Source organism: Flavobacteriales bacterium (assembly GCA_016699575.1).
In the GTDB taxonomy this organism is placed as follows: Bacteria; Bacteroidota; Bacteroidia; order Flavobacteriales_F; family PHOS-HE28; genus PHOS-HE28.
Map to the genome: position 1 here is coordinate 848,063 of CP064979.1, position 17,978 is coordinate 866,040.

Here is a 17,978-nt window from a genome sequence, read left to right on the forward strand (position 1 = left end):
GCTGCAATACTTCGTCGCTTCCATCAGCACGGCGAACATGAACCAAGTATAGCCGTTTGGCAATTATGGCCATTGGTGTGCACTCCCCTACTCCTTGGTTACCACGGCCCTGCCGAGCACTGCGCCCTGCGGCGCGCGCAGCACCAGCACGTAGGCGCCGCGGCCCAGGCCGCTCAGGTCGATGGGGTCGATGGTATCGTTGGCACTGCTACGGCGCGTGTACTGAATGCAGCCGCGCAGGTCCAGCACGTCGATGCTGTGCTCCGCTGTGCCTTCGGGCAGTTGCAGCCACACGCGGTCGGTGGCCGGGTTGGGGTAGGCCAGCAGTTCGGCGGGCGGGCGTTGGCAGTGCACCGTAACGGCATCGAAGACCTCGCTGGTGCCATCGCGGTCCACCTGGCGCAGGCGGTAGAGCACGGTGGCCTCGCTGCGCGGCTGCGGGTCGGTCCAGTGGTAGTGCAGCAGCGCTTGACTATCGCCGGCGGCAGGCGCCTCGCCCACGTCTTCCCAGGCGTCGACACCCGCGCTGCGCTGCACCGTGAAGTGACTGCTGTTGCGCTCGCTGGCGGTGCTCCACTGCAGCTGCGGTGTGCCGCCCGCGCATTCGCCGCGGAAGTCGACAAGCTCCACCGGCAGCACGGTGATCGGACAGCCTTGGTTCCAGATGCAGTAGGCGTTCCACTTGCGTGTGGTGGCGGTGAACAACCACACCCGGTTGTTGGTGTAGCAGAACCGGAACTGGCTATGCGTTACGGCCGATGCGGGCAATTGGCTCTGGCCCGTGAACGCACCGGTGGCCCGGTTGAAGAGCAGCACGCGCTTGGCCACATAGTCCAACAGCCCGATCTCGTAGCCGACTTGCCCGGTCCAGATGATGCTCTCGGTGTTGACATTGGCGAAGGAGGTGCCGGTGAGGACGAGGGTTTGCACGAGCGCTCCTGTGGCGCGGCTGCGGAACTGCACGCTGGTGGTGGCGGCCGCGTACGACAGCACCTCGCCGAGCACGGGGTCGAAGGCGGAACAGGACTGCACGGTGGCCTGCAACTGGCCGGGGAAGATGATGGTGGAGGCACCGGTGGCGCACGAGGCGGCATCGATGCCGAAGGTGGCCCAGCCCAACGCGCCGAAGCAGTTGCGCTCGATGGTGTTGGTGGCCGGGTTGTACCACATGCCACGCGAGTCGATGCCCGCTGTGGCCGTGCACACCGAAGTGCTGCTGCCGGCCACCCACGTTTCCAACGGGAAGGCGGCATTGCCCGGGCGCAGGGAGTAATACCGTGCCTTCACCGGGTGCCACACCACCGTAGCGTTGCTGTTGGCTCCGGTGCTGGTGAAGATCAGCGAGTCGGGGAGCTTGACGGCGTTGGCGGCGGGCGTCCATTGGCCCGTGGCGCCGTGCGCTGCGAGCAGGAGGACCGGAAGGAGGAGGCGCGGCGTGCGGGACATGGGCAGTGCGGCGGTCAAAAGGAGCCCGCACCGACCGGCCCGGCAATACCGGAAAACCGTGAATTCCGTGCTATTCCACCACGGGGCCTTCCACGCTGACGGTGGTGCCGCGGCCCGGCGTGCTATCGATGCGCACCACGGCACCGATGGACGCGGCGCGCGCGCGCACATTGTCCAGCCCGATGCCGTGCGCCACGCTATTCGGGTCGAAGCCGCGGCCATCGTCGCTGACGATGACGCTGATGCGGCCGGGCACGCGCGTGATGCCCACGCTGAGCTCGGTGGCCTGCGCATGCTTCAGCACGTTGCTGATGAGCTCCTGCACGATTCGGTACACGGTGATCTCGCGGCTGCGCTCCATGCGCTGCTCCAGTCCGTGCATGTTCAGTTCCACGGCCAGGCGGCCGTGCACGCGCACGCTGTCGCAGAGGTCTTCCATGGCCTTCACCAGCCCGAAGCGCGCCAGGGTAACGGTGATCATGTCGTGCGAGATGCGGCGCACCTCGCCCACGGCCTCGTCCAGCAGGCGGTTCACCTTGCCGTACTGCAGGCTCTGGTCCTGGCGCACCTGGTGCACCTCGCCTTCCAACGCGCCCACTTGGTGCTTGATGGCGCTGAGCATGCTGCCCAGGCGGTCGTGCAGGTCCTTGGCCAGGCGGTCGCGCTCCTTCTCCTGCCCTTCCATCATGGCGTTCAGGGCGTCCAGTTCGCTGCGGCGCATCAGCTCGTCCACGCGCTGCTGGTGCACGATGCGTTCCTGCGCGGCGGTGCGCTGGCGTTCGCGCAGGGTGCGCCACAGCAGCAGCGCGATGACGGTGGCGGCGAGCACGGCGGCCACCAGCGCCACGCGTTGCACGTTCTTGCGGCGGTCTTCGGCGGCGGCCAGCTCCAGCGCCTGCTGCTGCTCGGCAATGCGGTGCTCCTTGCGTTCGGTCTCGAAGCGCACGTCGGCCAGCGCCATGCGATCGCTGAAGCGCGCTTTCTGCAGCGAGTCGTCCAGGTAGTTCATGTAGGCGGCCTGCTCCAGCGCTTCGGGGCAGCGGCCCATGGCCTCGTACCATTCCCACAGGCGCGCGCGGATGTCGACTTCCACCGTGCCCTGCTGCAGTTCCTGCGAGGTGCGCAACGCCTCGGTGCGCGTGGCGATGGCGTCCTCGCGGCGGCCCATGTCCCACAGCGAGTTGGAGAGGTATTGCTGCACGCGCGCCACGCCCTTGCGGTCGTTCACGCTGCGGCTGATGGCGATGGCCTCGCGGTAGTGCGCCACGGCGGTGGTGTGGTCGCCTTGCTCGGTGGCCACGAAGCCGAGCTGGCTTTTGATGCGCGCCCGCAGTTCGGGACTGCGGTCGCCCAGGACGGTGAGCATGCTGTCGTACAGGTGCTGCGCCCGATCGAAGCGTTGCAGCGTGGCCGCCACGCCCGCCAGGTTGTTGATGCAGTTCTGCGCGATGGGGTCCCAACCGCCGCTGGTGGCGCACGCCAGCGCGCGCGTGAAGTCGTCCCATGCTTCCTCGTAGCGCTCCTGCGCATAACGGATGCGGCCCATGTTGATGCGCACCAGGCAGGTGCCGCGTCCGTAACCACTGCGGTCGGCGAGGCGCTGCGCTTGTGCCAGCGCTTGCAGGGCGGCTTCGTCGTCGGCGAGCTCGTAGTGCAGTTCGCCTTGCACCACCAGCAGGTCGGTGCGCTCGTGCGGCAGTGCGGCGCTATCGGCCAGGGCAAGGCCGCGCGCCACATCGGCCAGGCCGGCCTCGGTATCGCCCGCCCAGTTGTGCACCAGCGCACTGAACTTGTAGGCCACGGCCTGGGCGCGCGCTTCGGCGGGCGGCGATGCGTGCAACACGCTATCGAGCAGCTGGCGGCACGGCACCATGTTGTCCGTGCGGTACTCCACAATGGCCGCAGCGAGCAGGCCGAGGTGGGCGTCGGCGCCGCGGGCCTGCGCCAACGCGGTGGCCAGCGTGCGGAGCGTGGCCACATCGCCGCGCGCGGCGGCATCCTGCACGCGCTGGTACGTGGCATCGCCGGGCGCGCCATACACCACCGGCAACACGCACAGCACCAGTGCACAGGCCAACATGCGCGCCCCTTTACCGATGGTGTGGACGAGAGGAACGCGCATGGCCGTGGTGCTACTTCTTTCCGCCTTGCAGCTCACGCTCGGTGCGCACCGCTGTGGCCCGCGCCCGCCTGATGTCCTTGAGCAACTGCTGCCGTTGCATGTCCACATGGTTCATACGGCCCTTGGCGGTGAACTGTGAGAGCACCGTGACCTTCCCTTCTTTGAAGCAGAGGTCGGGCCGTTGTGCGCACTTGTCCAGGAGCTTGTTCCACTCTTGCATCAGGGTATCCATCTCGGCCCTCACTTCGCACGCCCCTGCGTACTTGTCGCATGGCGTCATCTTGCGACGTTCGTCGTCGCAGCGTTTCTGCACGGCCAGCTTGTCGTTCTGCGGGAAGCTGGCATGCGGGTTCTCCCAGCACGAACCCGGGTAGCCGAGGAAGGGGTCGTCCGGCCGCTCCTCCAGCAGCACACCGTACCGGATGGAGTCCAAGCGGCATTGCAGCATCGGGTACACGTTCATCGGATAGTCGATGGCCGCCGTGCTGCGCACACTGGAGAACGGTTCCGCTGCGGACGTGTGCACCGAGATGAAGTAGTTGTGCAGCTGGTCGGCGGCGGCCAAGCGCAAAGCCTGCACGCGTGCGAGATCGTGGTCGAAGAACTCGGGCAAGCCCTCGTTCACGGCCCACATGTCCGCTTCGTACTCGCTCACGTACACGCCCTCCTGCTCGTAGTTCACACCGTGCCCCAGTTCGTGCAGTAGCATGAACAGCATGAGTTCCCAACGCACCGCGGGATCCACCACGAAGCGCCGCGGCACCGTCAACCCTCCTTCCACCCCACCGCCGGGCCTGCCAGGGGCCATCACTGGATAGTTGTCACCGGCTTCCACAGCGGCCAGCAGGCCTAGCTCGAAGCCATCGAGGTCCACAACGCCGCTCTCCGCAACGCGCTGCATGAGGCGCACGAGCATGGCATCGTAAACGCAAAGGCCGGACATGTCGGTATAGGGTACGGTGTCTTCGTTCAGCACCACCACATAGGGGCTGGCGGTGTTGCTGTAGGCCATCGGCTTCCGGGTCTGCGCATAGCGCCGTAGGTTGCTGGCTTTGGCCGAGTCGCGGGCGGCCTTCAGGTCCATCACCTGCTTGTAGGGCATCAGTTCCAGTTCCGTGCAGCGGCAGGTGCAGAATCCGCCGTTCCCGTCCTTCATCAGTACGGTGTTGTTGCTCGGCAGCACTTCACGGCATAGGCGCTGCGCAACCAGCGACTGCTCGACTTTCTCCGAGCAGGGCGGCTGCGCTACCGCTCGGAGCGGCTGCGCCAGGGCCAGCACCAGCCCCGGCAACAGGATAACGCACCTCATTTGCGCTTGCCCGGGCGGGCCGTGCTCAGGAAGACGTTCTTCCTCTGGCCGCGCACGGAGCCGCGGTACTTGGCTTTCTTCCACTTTGCATCCTTCGGACCACCACCACCACCACCGACCATGGTGTATTTGTCGCGTGGGCGGCGCGGCACACCGTCGATCTTGAACTCGACCTCGATCTTCACATTGTTCGTTTTGGGAATGCCGGTGTCCCAGTGATCGGTCATGGCGCTCGTTTCGCGTATGTCGCTGCTGTAGGCCAGGAGGAACTCGACCGTTGTTGTCATGTTGGTCGTGGTGGTGATCACCGTTGGGTTGGTGGACACGAGCCGGTAGCCGGCTGGGCGGTACACGGCAAGCTGGTAGTTGGCCTGGCCGCTGGCCATGCTGGGAACAAGGATCTCTGATGTCATGGTGGTGGTGGTTTAGGTGTTTGGGTTCAGGCGGGTGCTTGCATGTCCCAACCACGCTCCATGGCGTACTTCACCAGGCCGGCGGTGTTGCGGACATCCAGTTTGTGCATGATGTTCCTGCGGTGGGTTTCCACCGTGTCGAGGCTCAGGAAGAGCATCTCGGCGATCTCCTGCGTGGTGTGTTCGGCCAGGATGAGGCGCACCACCTGCTGCTCGCGTTTGCTCAGCGGGTGGTAGCCGTTCTCGCCGCGGCGGTCCTTGTAGCGATCGCCGTGGTCCATGATGCGGCGCAGCTCGGGCGCAACGTGCTTGCGCCCTTCCAGGATGTCCGCGAGCGCGGCACGCAGTTCTTCTTTGCCGGCGTTCTTCAGCAGGTAGCCGAAGGCCCCGGCCTCCATCACCTCCAGCACGAACTCCTTGTGGCCGTACATGCTCAGGATGAGCACCCGGCTCTCGGGACTTGCCTTGAGGAGGTGGCGCGTTGCCTCGATGCCGTCCATGCCGGGCATGTTCACGTCCATGATCACCAGGTCGGGCTTCACCTCGCCGGCGGTCTTCACCGCGGCTTGCCCGTTGGTGCACCGCCCGACCAGTTGCACATTGGGCACGGTGCCCAGCAGGGCCTCCAACCCATCGAGCATCATGGATTGGTCGTCTACCAGCAACAGGGTGGCCACGTTCGGGATCGGCATGCGGCAAAAGTGCCTGTGGCCGTACGTGGTGAAAATACCGGAAAACCGGTATCTTTTGAGGTGGCTGTTCAGGGCAGGAAGGCAACCGCTTCAGAGGTCATCGCTCAGCAGCATCACGTACTCCTCCGGTACTTCCCCCGGATGCAGCCGCGCTCACTCCAACACCACGCGCTGCGTGTGGCGCCCCTGCGGAGTGTTGTAGCTCACGAGATACAGTCCACGCGCCAAGCTGCCCACGTCCACCACTTGTTGCGTGTCTCTGCCAGGCACCTCCAGTGCCGAACGACCCATTGCATCGATGAAGCGGATGAGGCCTGCGCCAGAAACCGTGCGGATGGTCAACCGATCGGTGGCGGGCACGGGCCAGAGCACGGGGCCAGGGGCATCCACCGCGCTGGTGTGTGTGATGAGCGCGCCGAGCTTCACCACCCAGATATCGGCAGTGGAGGCGCCGTGCGAGCCCACCACATCGCCATCGTTGGACAGTGTCCTGCCGGCCACCAGCACACCGCCGTCGAGGGGTATGGCCACGGCACTGGGCTCATCGAAGTTGCTGCCGCCGCGCAGCAGCTGCCAATCCACTGTGGTGCCGGTGGCGTCGAGGCCCGCCATCCAGAAGTCGCCGCCGCCGAGCTGCGTCACCGTTGCATCGCCATCGGTGGAGGTCATCCAACCGGCGAGGGCTATGCGGCCATCGGTGCTTTCGCAGGCCACGAAGCGGGCATCGGTGCCGGAGCCGCCCAGGCAACGCTCCCACACCACGGCGCCCGTGGCGTCGAGCTTCACCAACCAACCGTCGGGCGCAGGGCTGCCCATCTCGTAGCCGGTATGCCAGGTGGCCACATCGCCATCGCTGGAGGTGGTTTGCCCTGCAAGCAGGAAGCTGCCATCGGCCATGGCCTCCAGGCTCAAGGAGGATTCCATGAGCGAGCCACCGAGACAGGTCTGCCACAGGAGGCTGCCGGTGCTGGAGAGTTTCACCACCCACACATCGTGCTGGCCGTGGTTGCCCACCACATCGCCATCGGTGCTGCTGGTGATGCCTGCCGCCAGGTAGCCGCCATCGGGGGCGGGCACAATGCGGTTGAAGCCGTCGCTGGCGCTGCCGCCGTAGGTGTTCTGCCATTGCAGGCCGCCGCCAGGGCCCAGCTTGGCCACCCAGGCATCGCCGTTGCCGTGCTGTGTGGTGTTGATGTCGCCATCGTCGCTTGCGGTGCCGCCGCACACAATGAACCCTTGGTCGCTGGTACGCCGGATGTCCATGAAGCCCTCGGCCGATGTGCCGCCGTAGGTGTGTTCCCACACGATGGCCTGGTTGGCATCCAACTTCACCACCCACGCATCGGCCGAGCCTTGGTTGCTGCCCACGTCGCCATCGGAGGAATAGGTGCGGCCCACCAGCACGCACTGGCCGTTGAGCAAGGGCAGCACGCCCATGCCCACATCGCTGCCGGTGCCGCCCAGCGCGGCCTGCCACAAGAGCGTGCCGCTGGCATCCAGCTTCAGTACCCACGCGTCGTGGTCGCCGTGCGCGCCGGTCACATCGCCATCGTTGCTCAGCGTATTGCCCACGATGAGGCAACCGCCATCGTCGGTGGCGCGCATCATCAGTGGCTCATCGTCCGAGGTGCCGCCCAAGGCACGCGTCCATTCCACGGTGGGTGCCTGCGCGGCGCACAGAGCCGCGGCCAGAAACAGGATGTTGGTGCTGAGGAGGCGTTGCATGGCGGGTGGGGTTGAAGCAGCACGAAGGTGCTTCCAACCTATCCCGCTGCGCGGGGTGCGAAGCGCGTGATCTGCACGGTGCCGTGTGGAGATGACGGGAGGAATACGCCTTATATGTTCCTACGATACTGACCGCCTACCTCGAACGACCTGTCCCGCCTCCGCGGGATCGCCGCCATCAACTGCCCCAGCGAGCAATACTATCGCCTTCATCAGCACCGCGAACATGTTCTCATTTCGCCCAGATCCATCGGCGTAGCAATTCAGCACCCACATGTGCCACCGCGACGATGAGGATCGGAGCTCCGCTCCACTCCTCCTTGACCACATGCGGCAACCACGCGGGGAGAATAGGCGTGGCCATCCAGTAGATCAGAACGGTGGATGGATAGAGGAGGACTTCCAAGAGCACTGGCCGGGTTCCTTTTATGGTGAGCAACGAGCCCAACAACGCGCTCAGTGGATAGGCTCCCACCTCTAACAGACCGGTGCCGATGGCCGACAGGATAACCGCTTCCGGGAGAATGGAGCGATCGCCCGTCCACCAGAGACAAACGCCAACCGTTCCAAACAGCCATCCCAATGCATGAACACCCAGACATTGTAGGAACCACTTGCCCATGGTCGGTCTCTCGCGTCGTCCGATGTCTTACATGTTCCTTGTGTACTGACCTCCAACCTCAAACATGGCAGCGGTCAACTGGCCGAGGCTGCAATACTTCGTCACCTCCATCAGCACAGCGAACATGTACTCGTTCTTGATGGCCGCTGTTCGCTCGTCGTGCCTTCTCGACTCTTTGCAACGATCCTCATCATCGAATGCTCAGTTTGAAGTCACCGCCCATATAACACGCCCCCATGTGCACATGGAATTCGCCGGGCCGATAGCTAATGTCCCATGGGCGACCAATTCCGTCGAAACGGAAGGACTCGTTGAATACCGTATCGGAGCTTACCGCATCAACGATCAGGTACGAGGTGACCGTCCCTCGGGAAGGCAAGAGCAGAATGTGCTTGCCGCAAGTGCCATTCCTTACGATCATCGTGTCCTGGAAAGGACGGTAGTGCGCTCGGTTCGCTTCGGTTAATGGCGCGCTCCGCAAATGATAGATGCAGGTATCCGAGAAAGGCGTAGGCACCGCATGTGAAGGTGCATGGTTGGCATTGTCGCCCAAGAGCAGTGCTCCGATCAGTACAAGTGCGATGACCTGGGCGTACATCGTATGGCTACATGTTCCTCCGATACTGCCCTCCCACCTCGAACATCGCCGCTGTCAGCTGCCCCAGCGAACAATACTTGGTAGCCTCCATGAGCACCTCGAACATATTCTCATTCCTGATCGCCGCCTGCTGCAGATCCTTGATCGCCTTTGCCGCTTCCTCGCTGTAGGCCGAGCGCAGGTTCTCCACCGTGGCGATCTGCGCCTCCTTCTCCTCCTCGGTGGCGCGGATCACCTCCTTCGGCAGGACGGTGGGTGAACCCTTGCTGCTGAGGAAGGTGTTCACCCCGATGATGGGGTATTCGCCGGTGTGCTTCAGCGTTTCGTAGTAGAGGCTTTCCTCCTGGATGCGGCTGCGCTGGTACATGGTCTCCATGGCGCCGAGCACGCCGCCGCGTTCGGTGATGCGGTCGAACTCGGTGAGCACGGCTTCTTCCACCAGGTCGGTGAGCTCTTCGATGATGAAGCTGCCTTGAAGCGGGTTCTCGTTCTTGGCCAGGCCCAGCTCTTTGTTGATGATGAGCTGGATGGCCATGGCGCGGCGCACGCTTTCCTCGGTGGGCGTGGTGATGGCCTCGTCGTAAGCGTTCGTGTGGAGCGAGTTGCAGTTGTCGTAGATGGCGTAGAGCGCCTGTAAGGTGGTGCGGATGTCGTTGAAGTCGATCTCCTGCGCGTGGAGGCTCCGCCCGGACGTCTGGATATGGTACTTGAGCATCTGGCTGCGCTCGTCGGCACCATAGCGGTGCTTGAGGGCCTTGGCCCAGAGGCGGCGCGCCACGCGGCCCATCACGGCGTATTCGGGGTCCATGCCATTGCTGAAGAAGAAGCTCAGGTTGGGCGCGAACGCGTTGATGTCCATGCCCCGGCTGAGGTAGTACTCCACGTAGGTGAAGCCGTTGGCCAGGGTGAACGCGAGCTGCGAGATGGGGTTGGCGCCGGCCTCCGCGATGTGGTAGCCGCTGATGCTGACGCTGTAGAAGTTGCGGACCTTCTGCTCGATGAAGTACTGCTGCACATCGCCCATCAAACGCAGCGCGAACTCGGTGCTGAAGATCGTTGTTCTGCGCCTGGTGGGTATGCCCGCCCTGAGCTTGTCGAAGGGTTGGGCGTGCCCCGGCTCAAATGCAGCCGGGTCGCGTGCTACGCTTTAGCCGGACTTGCCGGGCCAGCGGCTGCGGCACTGCGGGGGCTCCTTCGTCGCCTCCTCGCTGCTCGTAGCCGCAAGGCCCTTCCTGCGCCGGGCTGCCGCTTCGCCCGCTCACGCGTTGAACCCTGCACCGGCCAAATGATAACGTCCCGAACCGAGCTGGTATTCACTTGTGAACAGCGTTACCGATGAACCATGAAACCGACCATTGAGTTTTCAACTGCTGCGCGCCACATATCAACTTGGCCGCTACATTCGAATTGTTAATACCAACGGCCATGACCAAGCGTACACCCCTCGGAGTCCTGAAAGCCACGTTCGTCCTCTGCGCTCTGCTGACGGCCGGACCACTTGTGGCTGCGATCCTCACCGTGTCGAACGACCCAAACCGTCCGGCGATGTACACGGACGTCATAACGGCCCACAACGCTGCAAATGACAATGACACCATCTTCCTCTTCGGTACTCCAAGCGGGATCATGGGGTCAGGCAACATCACAAAGCCGCTCTACATAATTGGTAACGGCTATGACCCGAATCAGCCTAGTCTTAGAAGCAGGCTCTCGATCCTGACGTTGGACCCATCGAGTTCGGGTACTGTGCTTGAGGGGTTGTATATGGCTCGCCTGGTGGTCAACGGAACCGCTACGGTTCGGAACTGTGAGGTCCGCTTCACCTCGGGCGTTCAGTCGTTGATCACAATTGGCACTTCAGGTCAGTTGACAGCGACGAATAATCTGTTCGTGCGCGATGAGAACGGCCTTTCGACGGGATTCTTCACGATCGATGCGAACACGAACAACACGCTTGGGCAGCTCTTCCATAACAACGTCATCATCTTCAACAACCACAACGGTGGTGGCAACAACTGCATCCAGGATGTCAGGAACGGTGTATTCTCGAACAACGTCTTTCTTTCTTGGGATGCGAATGAGAGCAGCATCATGCAAGGCGGCAACCAAGACAACGTCTTCACGAACAACATCTTCTACAACGTCTTTACGGTTTCATCGGGCTGCAACGCCTGTGGCTTTATGAACAACCTAGTTTCCGGCTGCGTCGATTGCAACTTGATCACCGGCAGCCAGACCGGTAGCGGGACCATCCTCGATACGCCTGTATTCGTTGGCGGCTACACCAGCGGTAGTTGGTCATACACAACCCAGGACTTGGGCCTCCAAGATCTTTCGCCCGGTGAGAACGCTGGCACCGATGGCTTGGATGTCGGCCTCTATGGCGGTGACTACCCCATGATCCCTGGAACTGCACACAACCAGACGCTTTCCGTCATTCCCTACATCACCTCTTTCAACCTTGAGAACCCCGTGATACCGCAATTGACGGGTGGACCGCTGCAGATCACTTCGGGCGCCATCATCAACCAATAAGCAACCGCCATGCGAGCCCTTAGCATCGCCGGATGTGTTGCGCTGTGCATCAATGCCAGCGCGCAGAACAACATCGTTGGTTGGGAGGCCTATTTCGATACGGACAATGGACCTGGGTCCGGTCAGTGGTTCCCGGTGACCAACGACGATACGGTGAGCGTGGCCGGCATGGTCGACGCTTCAACCATAGGGGTAGGCTTTCACAAGCTATTCGTTCGGTACAAGACCTCCGGCGGGCTGTGGAGTTCACCGAACGTCTGCGCGGTCTATGTGCAGCCGGACGTCGCTACCCCCATCGTTCATGAGGTGGTCGCTTGCGAGTACTACGTGGGAGATGTTGATCCCGGCTTTGGTTCGGGAACACCGATACCGCTGGATTCGATCGCTTCCGAAGTCTACCTGCAGCGCGATTTGGACCTGTTGAGCCTCGGTCTGCCTAACGGCAACTACTTCATCAGCATTCGATACAAGAGTTCCTCTGGGCATTGGAGCATGATCGAGCGACGACCATTCACCGTATGCGACACATACGGAGTTGTGGCTGACTTCCGTTGGGCTACATACGGCTACAACATTGTACTGGAGAACAGGTCCAGCGACGAAGACACGATTTTCTGGACGTTGAACGGCGACACTCTTCCGCCAAGCGATATCCTGAATCTCCCGGTCGATTCGATAGGGATCTACTCAGTGACCTTGTCTGCATACAACGCTTGTCTTCCGGCAGGCAGCTTCCATACCGAAAGTATCACACTCAAGGGCATCCGAACAGTTACCCCATCAGCTGCGGGCGTAGATGGCGTGACCACACTTCGCATCGTGGGGGCCGGATTCGATTCCACATGCGTGGTGCGATTAACACGAGCCGGTGAGTCGGACCTGAACCCGATCGACAGTACGACCATTGCATCGAGTGATCAGATTACGTTGACATGCACGTTCGACTTCCACGGCGTTGGCACGGGCGTTTGGAATGTGGTCGTTGAAATCCCTGGAGATACTACGCTCATGCTAGACAGTGCGCTCACCATCGAACCACGGGTTCTTCCAGAAGTCTACACCCAGCTTGTTGGGCCTACTCTGATTCGGAACTTCCGTTGGCAGACTTATTCCCTCAAAGTTGGCAACACGGGAAACATCGATGCCAGAGCAGTGCCTGTATGGCTGGCGATATCCTCGAACGTTGACTTGGAGCCGCTTTTCGAAATACCGCAGCCCACCGATCCCGATATTGACTTCGACACAATCCCTCACTTCATACTGACCGATAGTCTTTTTGGCCAACCTGCGGACTACAAACTCTATGGCTTCATTGTGCCTTTCGTTGCTGGCAATACAGAGGCAACTCTGAACTTCAGGGTCCGAACATCAAGCCTCACATCATTTAAAATCTTGCACTGGGCAAGTGCGCCTTTCTTGCTCACCGATTCGACCCAATTCTCCCGCGATGCTACCCCGTGCATCATTAACCCAGATCATGTGGAATGCTTTGTCGATTTGCTTGGCGCAATCATGCCGATTCCGATAGTAAGTTGCATTATCAATATTGTCGGGGAGTTGTGGACATCGCAGGCTGGTGCATCGTGCGGGTGGTCTGAGAGAAAGCAACTGGAATCTTTTGCTTGGGGGATGTTGGATGCAATTGGCGAATGCGCTATAGGGTTCTTGCCTTGGCAGAAGTACAAGAAGATGAAAGAGGTCGTTACGTTTTTGTTCAACGCCGGAGTTTCTTCCGCTGAGGGCGGGGGATTTGATTTAGGATCATTCTGTGGCCCTTTCATCCCGGAAGCGCACGGAAGTATTGGCGTGGCGAGCGTTTCTTCCTTCGACCCCAATGAGAAGTACGCACCATCGCGCGTAGCCAATGCTCCGTACTTCAATTCAGCCACACCTCTTACCTACACCATCTGCTTTGAGAACGTTGACACAGCTTCGGCAGCCGCGCAGACGGTCTTGTTGTCCGACTCACTCGACATTGAGCGTTTCGATGTCAGCACGCTCCGAATCACACATGTTAGCTTCGGCGATACGGTCATCGCAGTCCAACATGCACAGGGCGATTTTGCAGGGACCATCGACCTACGCCCCGGAATCGATGTGATTCTGAGCATTGATGCTTACCTCGATCCAGCCGGGAATGCTCTTAAGGCCAGGTTCGTTTCCCTAGACCCGTCAACCTTGTTACCTACCGACAACCCTCTTACCGGATTTCTTTTGCCGAATGTGGTACCGCCACAAGGTGAGGGCTTCCTGTCCTTCTCCATCAAGGCCCTGCAAACCTTGGCAGATGGCGATACTCTTTACAATCAAGCGTCAATCGTGTTCGATGAGAATTCGCCCATGCTCACGCAGCGACGCGTGAACATCGTGGACAACTCGAAGCCGACGAGCCAAGTGAACCCTATTCCGGTCGTTTCTACGGCGGACTCGGTCTTGGTCGATTGGTCGGGTGGTAGCGATGTCGGGCCGGCTGGGATCCATGCCTACAACGTGTACGTCAACGTCAGTGGTGGGCCATGGTTCCTCTGGAAGTACAACACTTCGGTCGTGAATGCCTACTTCCATGGCTTGCAAGACAGCCTCTATGGATTCTATTCGGTCGCGATTGATAGTGCCCTCAACGTTGAGGATGCGCCGCCGACCGCTGATACGGAGACGTTGTTCGACTTTCTGTCCACCGGCGTTGCCACAGTAGCATCGAATGATTTCGGGCTACACCCGAATCCAACAACTGGCAACGTGTTTCTAGTGGGTCGCCCTGATGTACCCGGTACCGTGCATCTGACAGTGTTCAATAGCATGGGGAAGGCCGTGCATACAACATCAACAGTTTGCTCTTCAGGGTTCATCCGAACACCGCTCGACTTGCCTCGCCTTGCGGGCGGTACATACTTGGCCCGTTTCACCTTCAACGGGACAAACTATCAGCAACGGCTCGTGATCATACGTGATTGACAATGTTGAGGCCCGCGATGGCCTACATATTCCTCCTGTACTGCCCCCCAACCTCAAACATGGCAGCAGTCAACTGTCCAAGTGAACAGTACTTGGTCGCTTCCATCAAGACGGCGAACATGTTCTCATTCTTGATCGCGGCCTCTTGGAGTTTCCGGAGTGCGGCTTTCCCTTCGGCTTCATAAGCGCTCTGCACATTCTCCACCGTCCGGATCTGTGCCTCTTTCTCCTCTTCCGTTGCCCGGATCACCTCTTTCGGGAGTATCGTCGGCGAGCCCTTCGAACTCAAGAACGTGTTCACCCCAATGATCGGGTATTCGCCCGTGTGCTTCAGCGTCTCGTAGTAGAGGCTTTCCTCCTGGATGCGGCTGCGCTGGTACATGGTCTCCATGGCGCCCAGCACGCCGCCGCGTTCGGTGATGCGGTCGAACTCGGTGAGCACCGCCTCTTCCACCAGGTCGGTGAGCTCTTCGATGATGAAGGAGCCTTGCAACGGATTCTCGTTCTTGGCCAGGCCGAGCTCCTTGTTGATGATGAGCTGGATGGCCATGGCGCGGCGCACGCTCTCCTCGGTGGGCGTGGTGATGGCCTCGTCGTAGGCGTTCGTGTGCAGGCTGTTGCAGTTGTCGTAGATGGCGTACAGCGCCTGCAACGTGGTGCGGATGTCGTTGAAGTCGATCTCCTGCGCGTGGAGGCTGCGGCCGCTGGTCTGGATGTGGTACTTGAGCATCTGGCTGCGCTCGTCGGCGCCGTAGCGGTGCTTGAGCGCTTTGGCCCAGAGGCGGCGCGCCACGCGGCCCATCACGGCGTACTCGGGGTCCATGCCGTTGCTGAAGAAGAAGCTCAGGTTGGGCGCGAAGGCGTTGATGTCCATGCCCCGGCTGAGGTAGTACTCCACGTAGGTGAAGCCGTTGGCCAGGGTGAACGCGAGCTGCGAGATGGGGTTGGCGCCGGCCTCCGCGATGTGGTAGCCGCTGATGCTGACGCTGTAGAAGTTGCGGACCTTCTTGTCGATGAAGTACTGCTGCACATCACCCATGAGGCGCAGCGCGAACTCGGTACTGAAGATGCAGGTGTTCTGCGCCTGGTCTTCCTTGAGGATGTCGGCCTGCACGGTGCCGCGCACTTGCGCGAGGGTGTCGGCTTTGATCTTGGCGTAGACCTCTTTCGGAAGGACTTGGTCACCGGTTATTCCGAGCAAGAGCAGACCCAGACCATCGTTGCCTTTCGGGACCTCACCGTGGTATTGCGGCCTCAGGCCACGGGCCACAGGCTTCGGGTTACCCGCTGACGAGCCCGTGGCCCGTGGCCCGTGGCCTGAGGCCCATCGCTCCTTGATCTTCTCTTCAACAACGGATTCGAGCTTGTTCTCCCGTATGTACTTCTCGCAGTTCTGGTCGATGGCGGCGTTCATGAAGAAGCCCAGCAGCATGGGCGCGGGACCGTTGATGGTCATGCTCACGCTGGTGTTGGGCGCGGTGAGGTCGAAGCCGCTGTAGAGCTTCTTGGCATCGTCGAGGCAGCAGATGCTCACGCCGCTGTTGCCCACCTTGCCGTAGATGTCAGGCCGACGACCGGGATCGTGACCGTAGAGCGTGACGCTGTCGAACGCGGTGCTGAGACGCTTGGCGGGTAGACCTTGGCTCACGTAGTGGAAGCGCTTGTTGGTGCGCTCGGGTCCGCCTTCGCCGGCGAACATCCGCGCGGGGTCCTCGCCTTGACGCTTGAAGGGATAGATGCCCGCGGTGTAGGGGAAGAAGCCGGGCGTATTCTCCTGCATGGCCCAGCGGACCTTGTCGCCCCAGCTGCGGAACTTCGGCAGTGCCACTTTCGGGATCTTCAGGTGACTGAGGCTCTCGGTGTGGTTGGGGACCTTGATATCCTTGCCACGCACGAGGTAGGTGTAGAACTCGCCGCTGTACTTCTCCTCTTCGCTCTTCCAGTTCTGGAGCATGGACCAGAGGTGGGGGTCGAGGTCCTTACGTAGCTCTTCGAATTTGGCAACGAGTGCCTTTAGCTGTTGGCCATTGGCTATTGGCTGATCCGTGGTCGAACCGGGATCAGCCAATAGCCAAGAGCTAGCGGCCAACGGCGCATTCAACAGATCCGGTCCACCGAAGGTGATGACAGCGGAGTACAGACCATAGAGTTGATCCGCAATACCTGCCTGCTTCTGCACGTGGGCATCGTAGCGACGGTTGTTCTCCGAGATCTCGCTCAAGTAGCGGCTCTTCGCAGGCGGAATGATCCACACCTTCTCGCTCATCTCATCGTGCGCGTGAAAAGCGCTGTGGAAGTCGACGCCGGTCTTCTTCTTGATGGTCTCCATCAACCGCACGTACAGGTTGTTGGTGCCGGGATCGTTGAACTGGCTGGCGATGGTGCCCACCACGGGCAGCGTGTCATCGTCGGCGTCCCACAACTGGTGGTTGCGCTTGTACTGCTTCTTCACATCGCGCACGGCATCGAGGGCGCCGCGCTTATCGAACTTGTTGATGGCCACCACGTCGGCGAAGTCGAGCATGTCGATCTTCTCCAGCTGCGTGGCCGCACCGAACTCCGGCGTCATGATGTAGAGCGAAACATCGCTGTGGTCGAGGATCTCCGTATCGCTCTGGCCGATGCCGCTGGTCTCCAGGATGATCAGGTCGAAGCCCGCGGCCTTGAGGATCTCCACCGCTTCCTTCACGTGTTTGCTCAGCGCGAGGTTGCTCTGGCGCGTGGCCAGTGAACGCATGTAAACGCGCTCGCCGCGGATGCTGTTCATGCGGATGCGGTCGCCCAGCAGCGCGCCGCCGGTCTTGCGCTTGCTCGGGTCCACGCTGATGACGCCGATGGTCTTCGTCGGCTGATCGAGGATGAAACGGCGGATCAGTTCATCCACCATGGAGGATTTGCCCGCACCGCCCGTGCCCGTGATGCCGAGGATCGGTGCCTTGTTCGCTTCGGCCTTCTTGTGGATCCCGTCGGCGATCTTGGCGAAGACCTCCGGATGGTTCTCGGCCGTGCTGATCAATTTGGCGATGGCCGGCCAGTCCTGCGGCGTCAGCTTCTTCGCCTCGCCGTTCACCTTGTCGCTGAGGTCGAAGTCGGCCTTCTCCAGCATGTCGTTGATCATGCCCTGCAGGCCCATCGCGCGACCGTCATCGGGATGGTAGAGCCGCGTGATGCCGTACGCGTGCAGCTCCTTGATCTCTTCCGGAAGGATCGTTCCACCGCCGCCGCCAAAGATCTTGATGTGCCCCGCCCCTTTCTCTTTCAGCAGGTCGTGCATGTACTTGAAGTACTCCGTGTGGCCGCCCTGGTAGCTGGTCATCGCGATCGCGTGCGCATCCTCCTGGATGGCGGTGTTCACCACGTCCTCCACGCTGCGGTCGTGCCCCAGGTGGATCACCTCGGCGCCGGTGCTCTGGATGATCCGCCGCATGATGTTGATGGCGGCATCGTGGCCATCGAACAAACTTGCGGCTGTTACAACGCGGATCTTGTTCTTGGGGATGTAAGGAGGGGCTTGGACAAAGGACATGAGGCGAAGGTATCGGGAGCAGGCTGAAATGATCG

The 17,978-nt window shown here is 61.3% G+C and carries 11 protein-coding genes and 1 pseudogene; 2 read left to right on the plus strand and 10 right to left on the minus strand.

The features are described 5' to 3' along the window. Nucleotides 1-87: 87 nt before the first annotated feature. The 9 genes and pseudogenes from IPJ76_03595 to IPJ76_03635 form a co-directional block, all read right to left on the minus strand. A complete protein-coding gene (locus IPJ76_03595; protein ID QQR87318.1) occupies nucleotides 88-1,446 on the minus strand; it encodes a T9SS type A sorting domain-containing protein in 1,359 nt (452 codons plus the stop codon). A 70-nt stretch (nucleotides 1,447-1,516) separates the two neighbouring features. Beyond that, the gene (locus IPJ76_03600) at nucleotides 1,517-3,568 is read right to left on the minus strand and encodes a sensor histidine kinase (GenBank protein ID QQR87319.1); all 2,052 of its coding nucleotides are present in this window, start codon (nucleotides 3,566-3,568) and stop codon (nucleotides 1,517-1,519) included. A 10-nt stretch (nucleotides 3,569-3,578) separates the two neighbouring features. Beyond that, nucleotides 3,579-4,877 (minus strand): hypothetical protein, encoded by a 1,299-nt coding sequence (locus IPJ76_03605; GenBank protein ID QQR87320.1) that lies wholly within the window; start codon nucleotides 4,875-4,877, stop codon nucleotides 3,579-3,581. Then, nucleotides 4,874-5,290: a hypothetical protein gene (locus tag IPJ76_03610; GenBank protein ID QQR87321.1), complete on the minus strand. Its 417-nt coding sequence runs from the start codon at nucleotides 5,288-5,290 to the stop codon at nucleotides 4,874-4,876. The genes IPJ76_03605 and IPJ76_03610 overlap by 4 nt, the downstream gene beginning before the upstream one ends. A 26-nt stretch (nucleotides 5,291-5,316) precedes the next feature. Next, a complete protein-coding gene (locus IPJ76_03615) occupies nucleotides 5,317-5,982 on the minus strand; it encodes a response regulator transcription factor (protein QQR87322.1) in 666 nt (221 codons plus the stop codon). Nucleotides 5,983-6,135: 153 nt separating this feature from the next. Continuing rightward, entirely contained in the window at nucleotides 6,136-7,707 is a 1,572-nt protein-coding gene (locus tag IPJ76_03620) for a T9SS type A sorting domain-containing protein (protein ID QQR87323.1), read from the minus strand. Nucleotides 7,708-7,939: 232 nt separating this feature from the next. After that, entirely contained in the window at nucleotides 7,940-8,329 is a 390-nt protein-coding gene (locus IPJ76_03625; protein ID QQR87324.1) for a hypothetical protein, read from the minus strand. A 190-nt stretch (nucleotides 8,330-8,519) separates the two neighbouring features. Beyond that, a complete protein-coding gene (locus tag IPJ76_03630) occupies nucleotides 8,520-8,927 on the minus strand; it encodes a hypothetical protein (GenBank protein QQR87325.1) in 408 nt (135 codons plus the stop codon). Between the two features lie 7 nt (nucleotides 8,928-8,934). Then, nucleotides 8,935-9,981 (minus strand): annotated as a pseudogene (locus tag IPJ76_03635) (methylmalonyl-CoA mutase). Between the two features lie 335 nt (nucleotides 9,982-10,316). Here IPJ76_03635 and IPJ76_03640 point away from each other — a divergent pair. Then, complete coding sequence (locus IPJ76_03640; protein QQR87326.1) at nucleotides 10,317-11,462, plus strand: hypothetical protein; 1,146 nt, start codon at nucleotides 10,317-10,319, stop codon at nucleotides 11,460-11,462. A 9-nt stretch (nucleotides 11,463-11,471) separates the two neighbouring features. After that, the gene (locus IPJ76_03645) at nucleotides 11,472-14,417 is read left to right on the plus strand and encodes a T9SS type A sorting domain-containing protein (GenBank protein ID QQR87327.1); all 2,946 of its coding nucleotides are present in this window, start codon (nucleotides 11,472-11,474) and stop codon (nucleotides 14,415-14,417) included. A 22-nt stretch (nucleotides 14,418-14,439) separates the two neighbouring features. Here IPJ76_03645 and IPJ76_03650 read toward each other — a convergent pair whose 3' ends face one another. Further along, on the minus strand, nucleotides 14,440-17,943 hold the full coding sequence (locus IPJ76_03650; GenBank protein ID QQR87328.1) for a methylmalonyl-CoA mutase family protein: 3,504 nt from the start codon (nucleotides 17,941-17,943) through the stop codon (nucleotides 14,440-14,442). Between the last annotated feature and the right edge of the window lie 35 nt (nucleotides 17,944-17,978).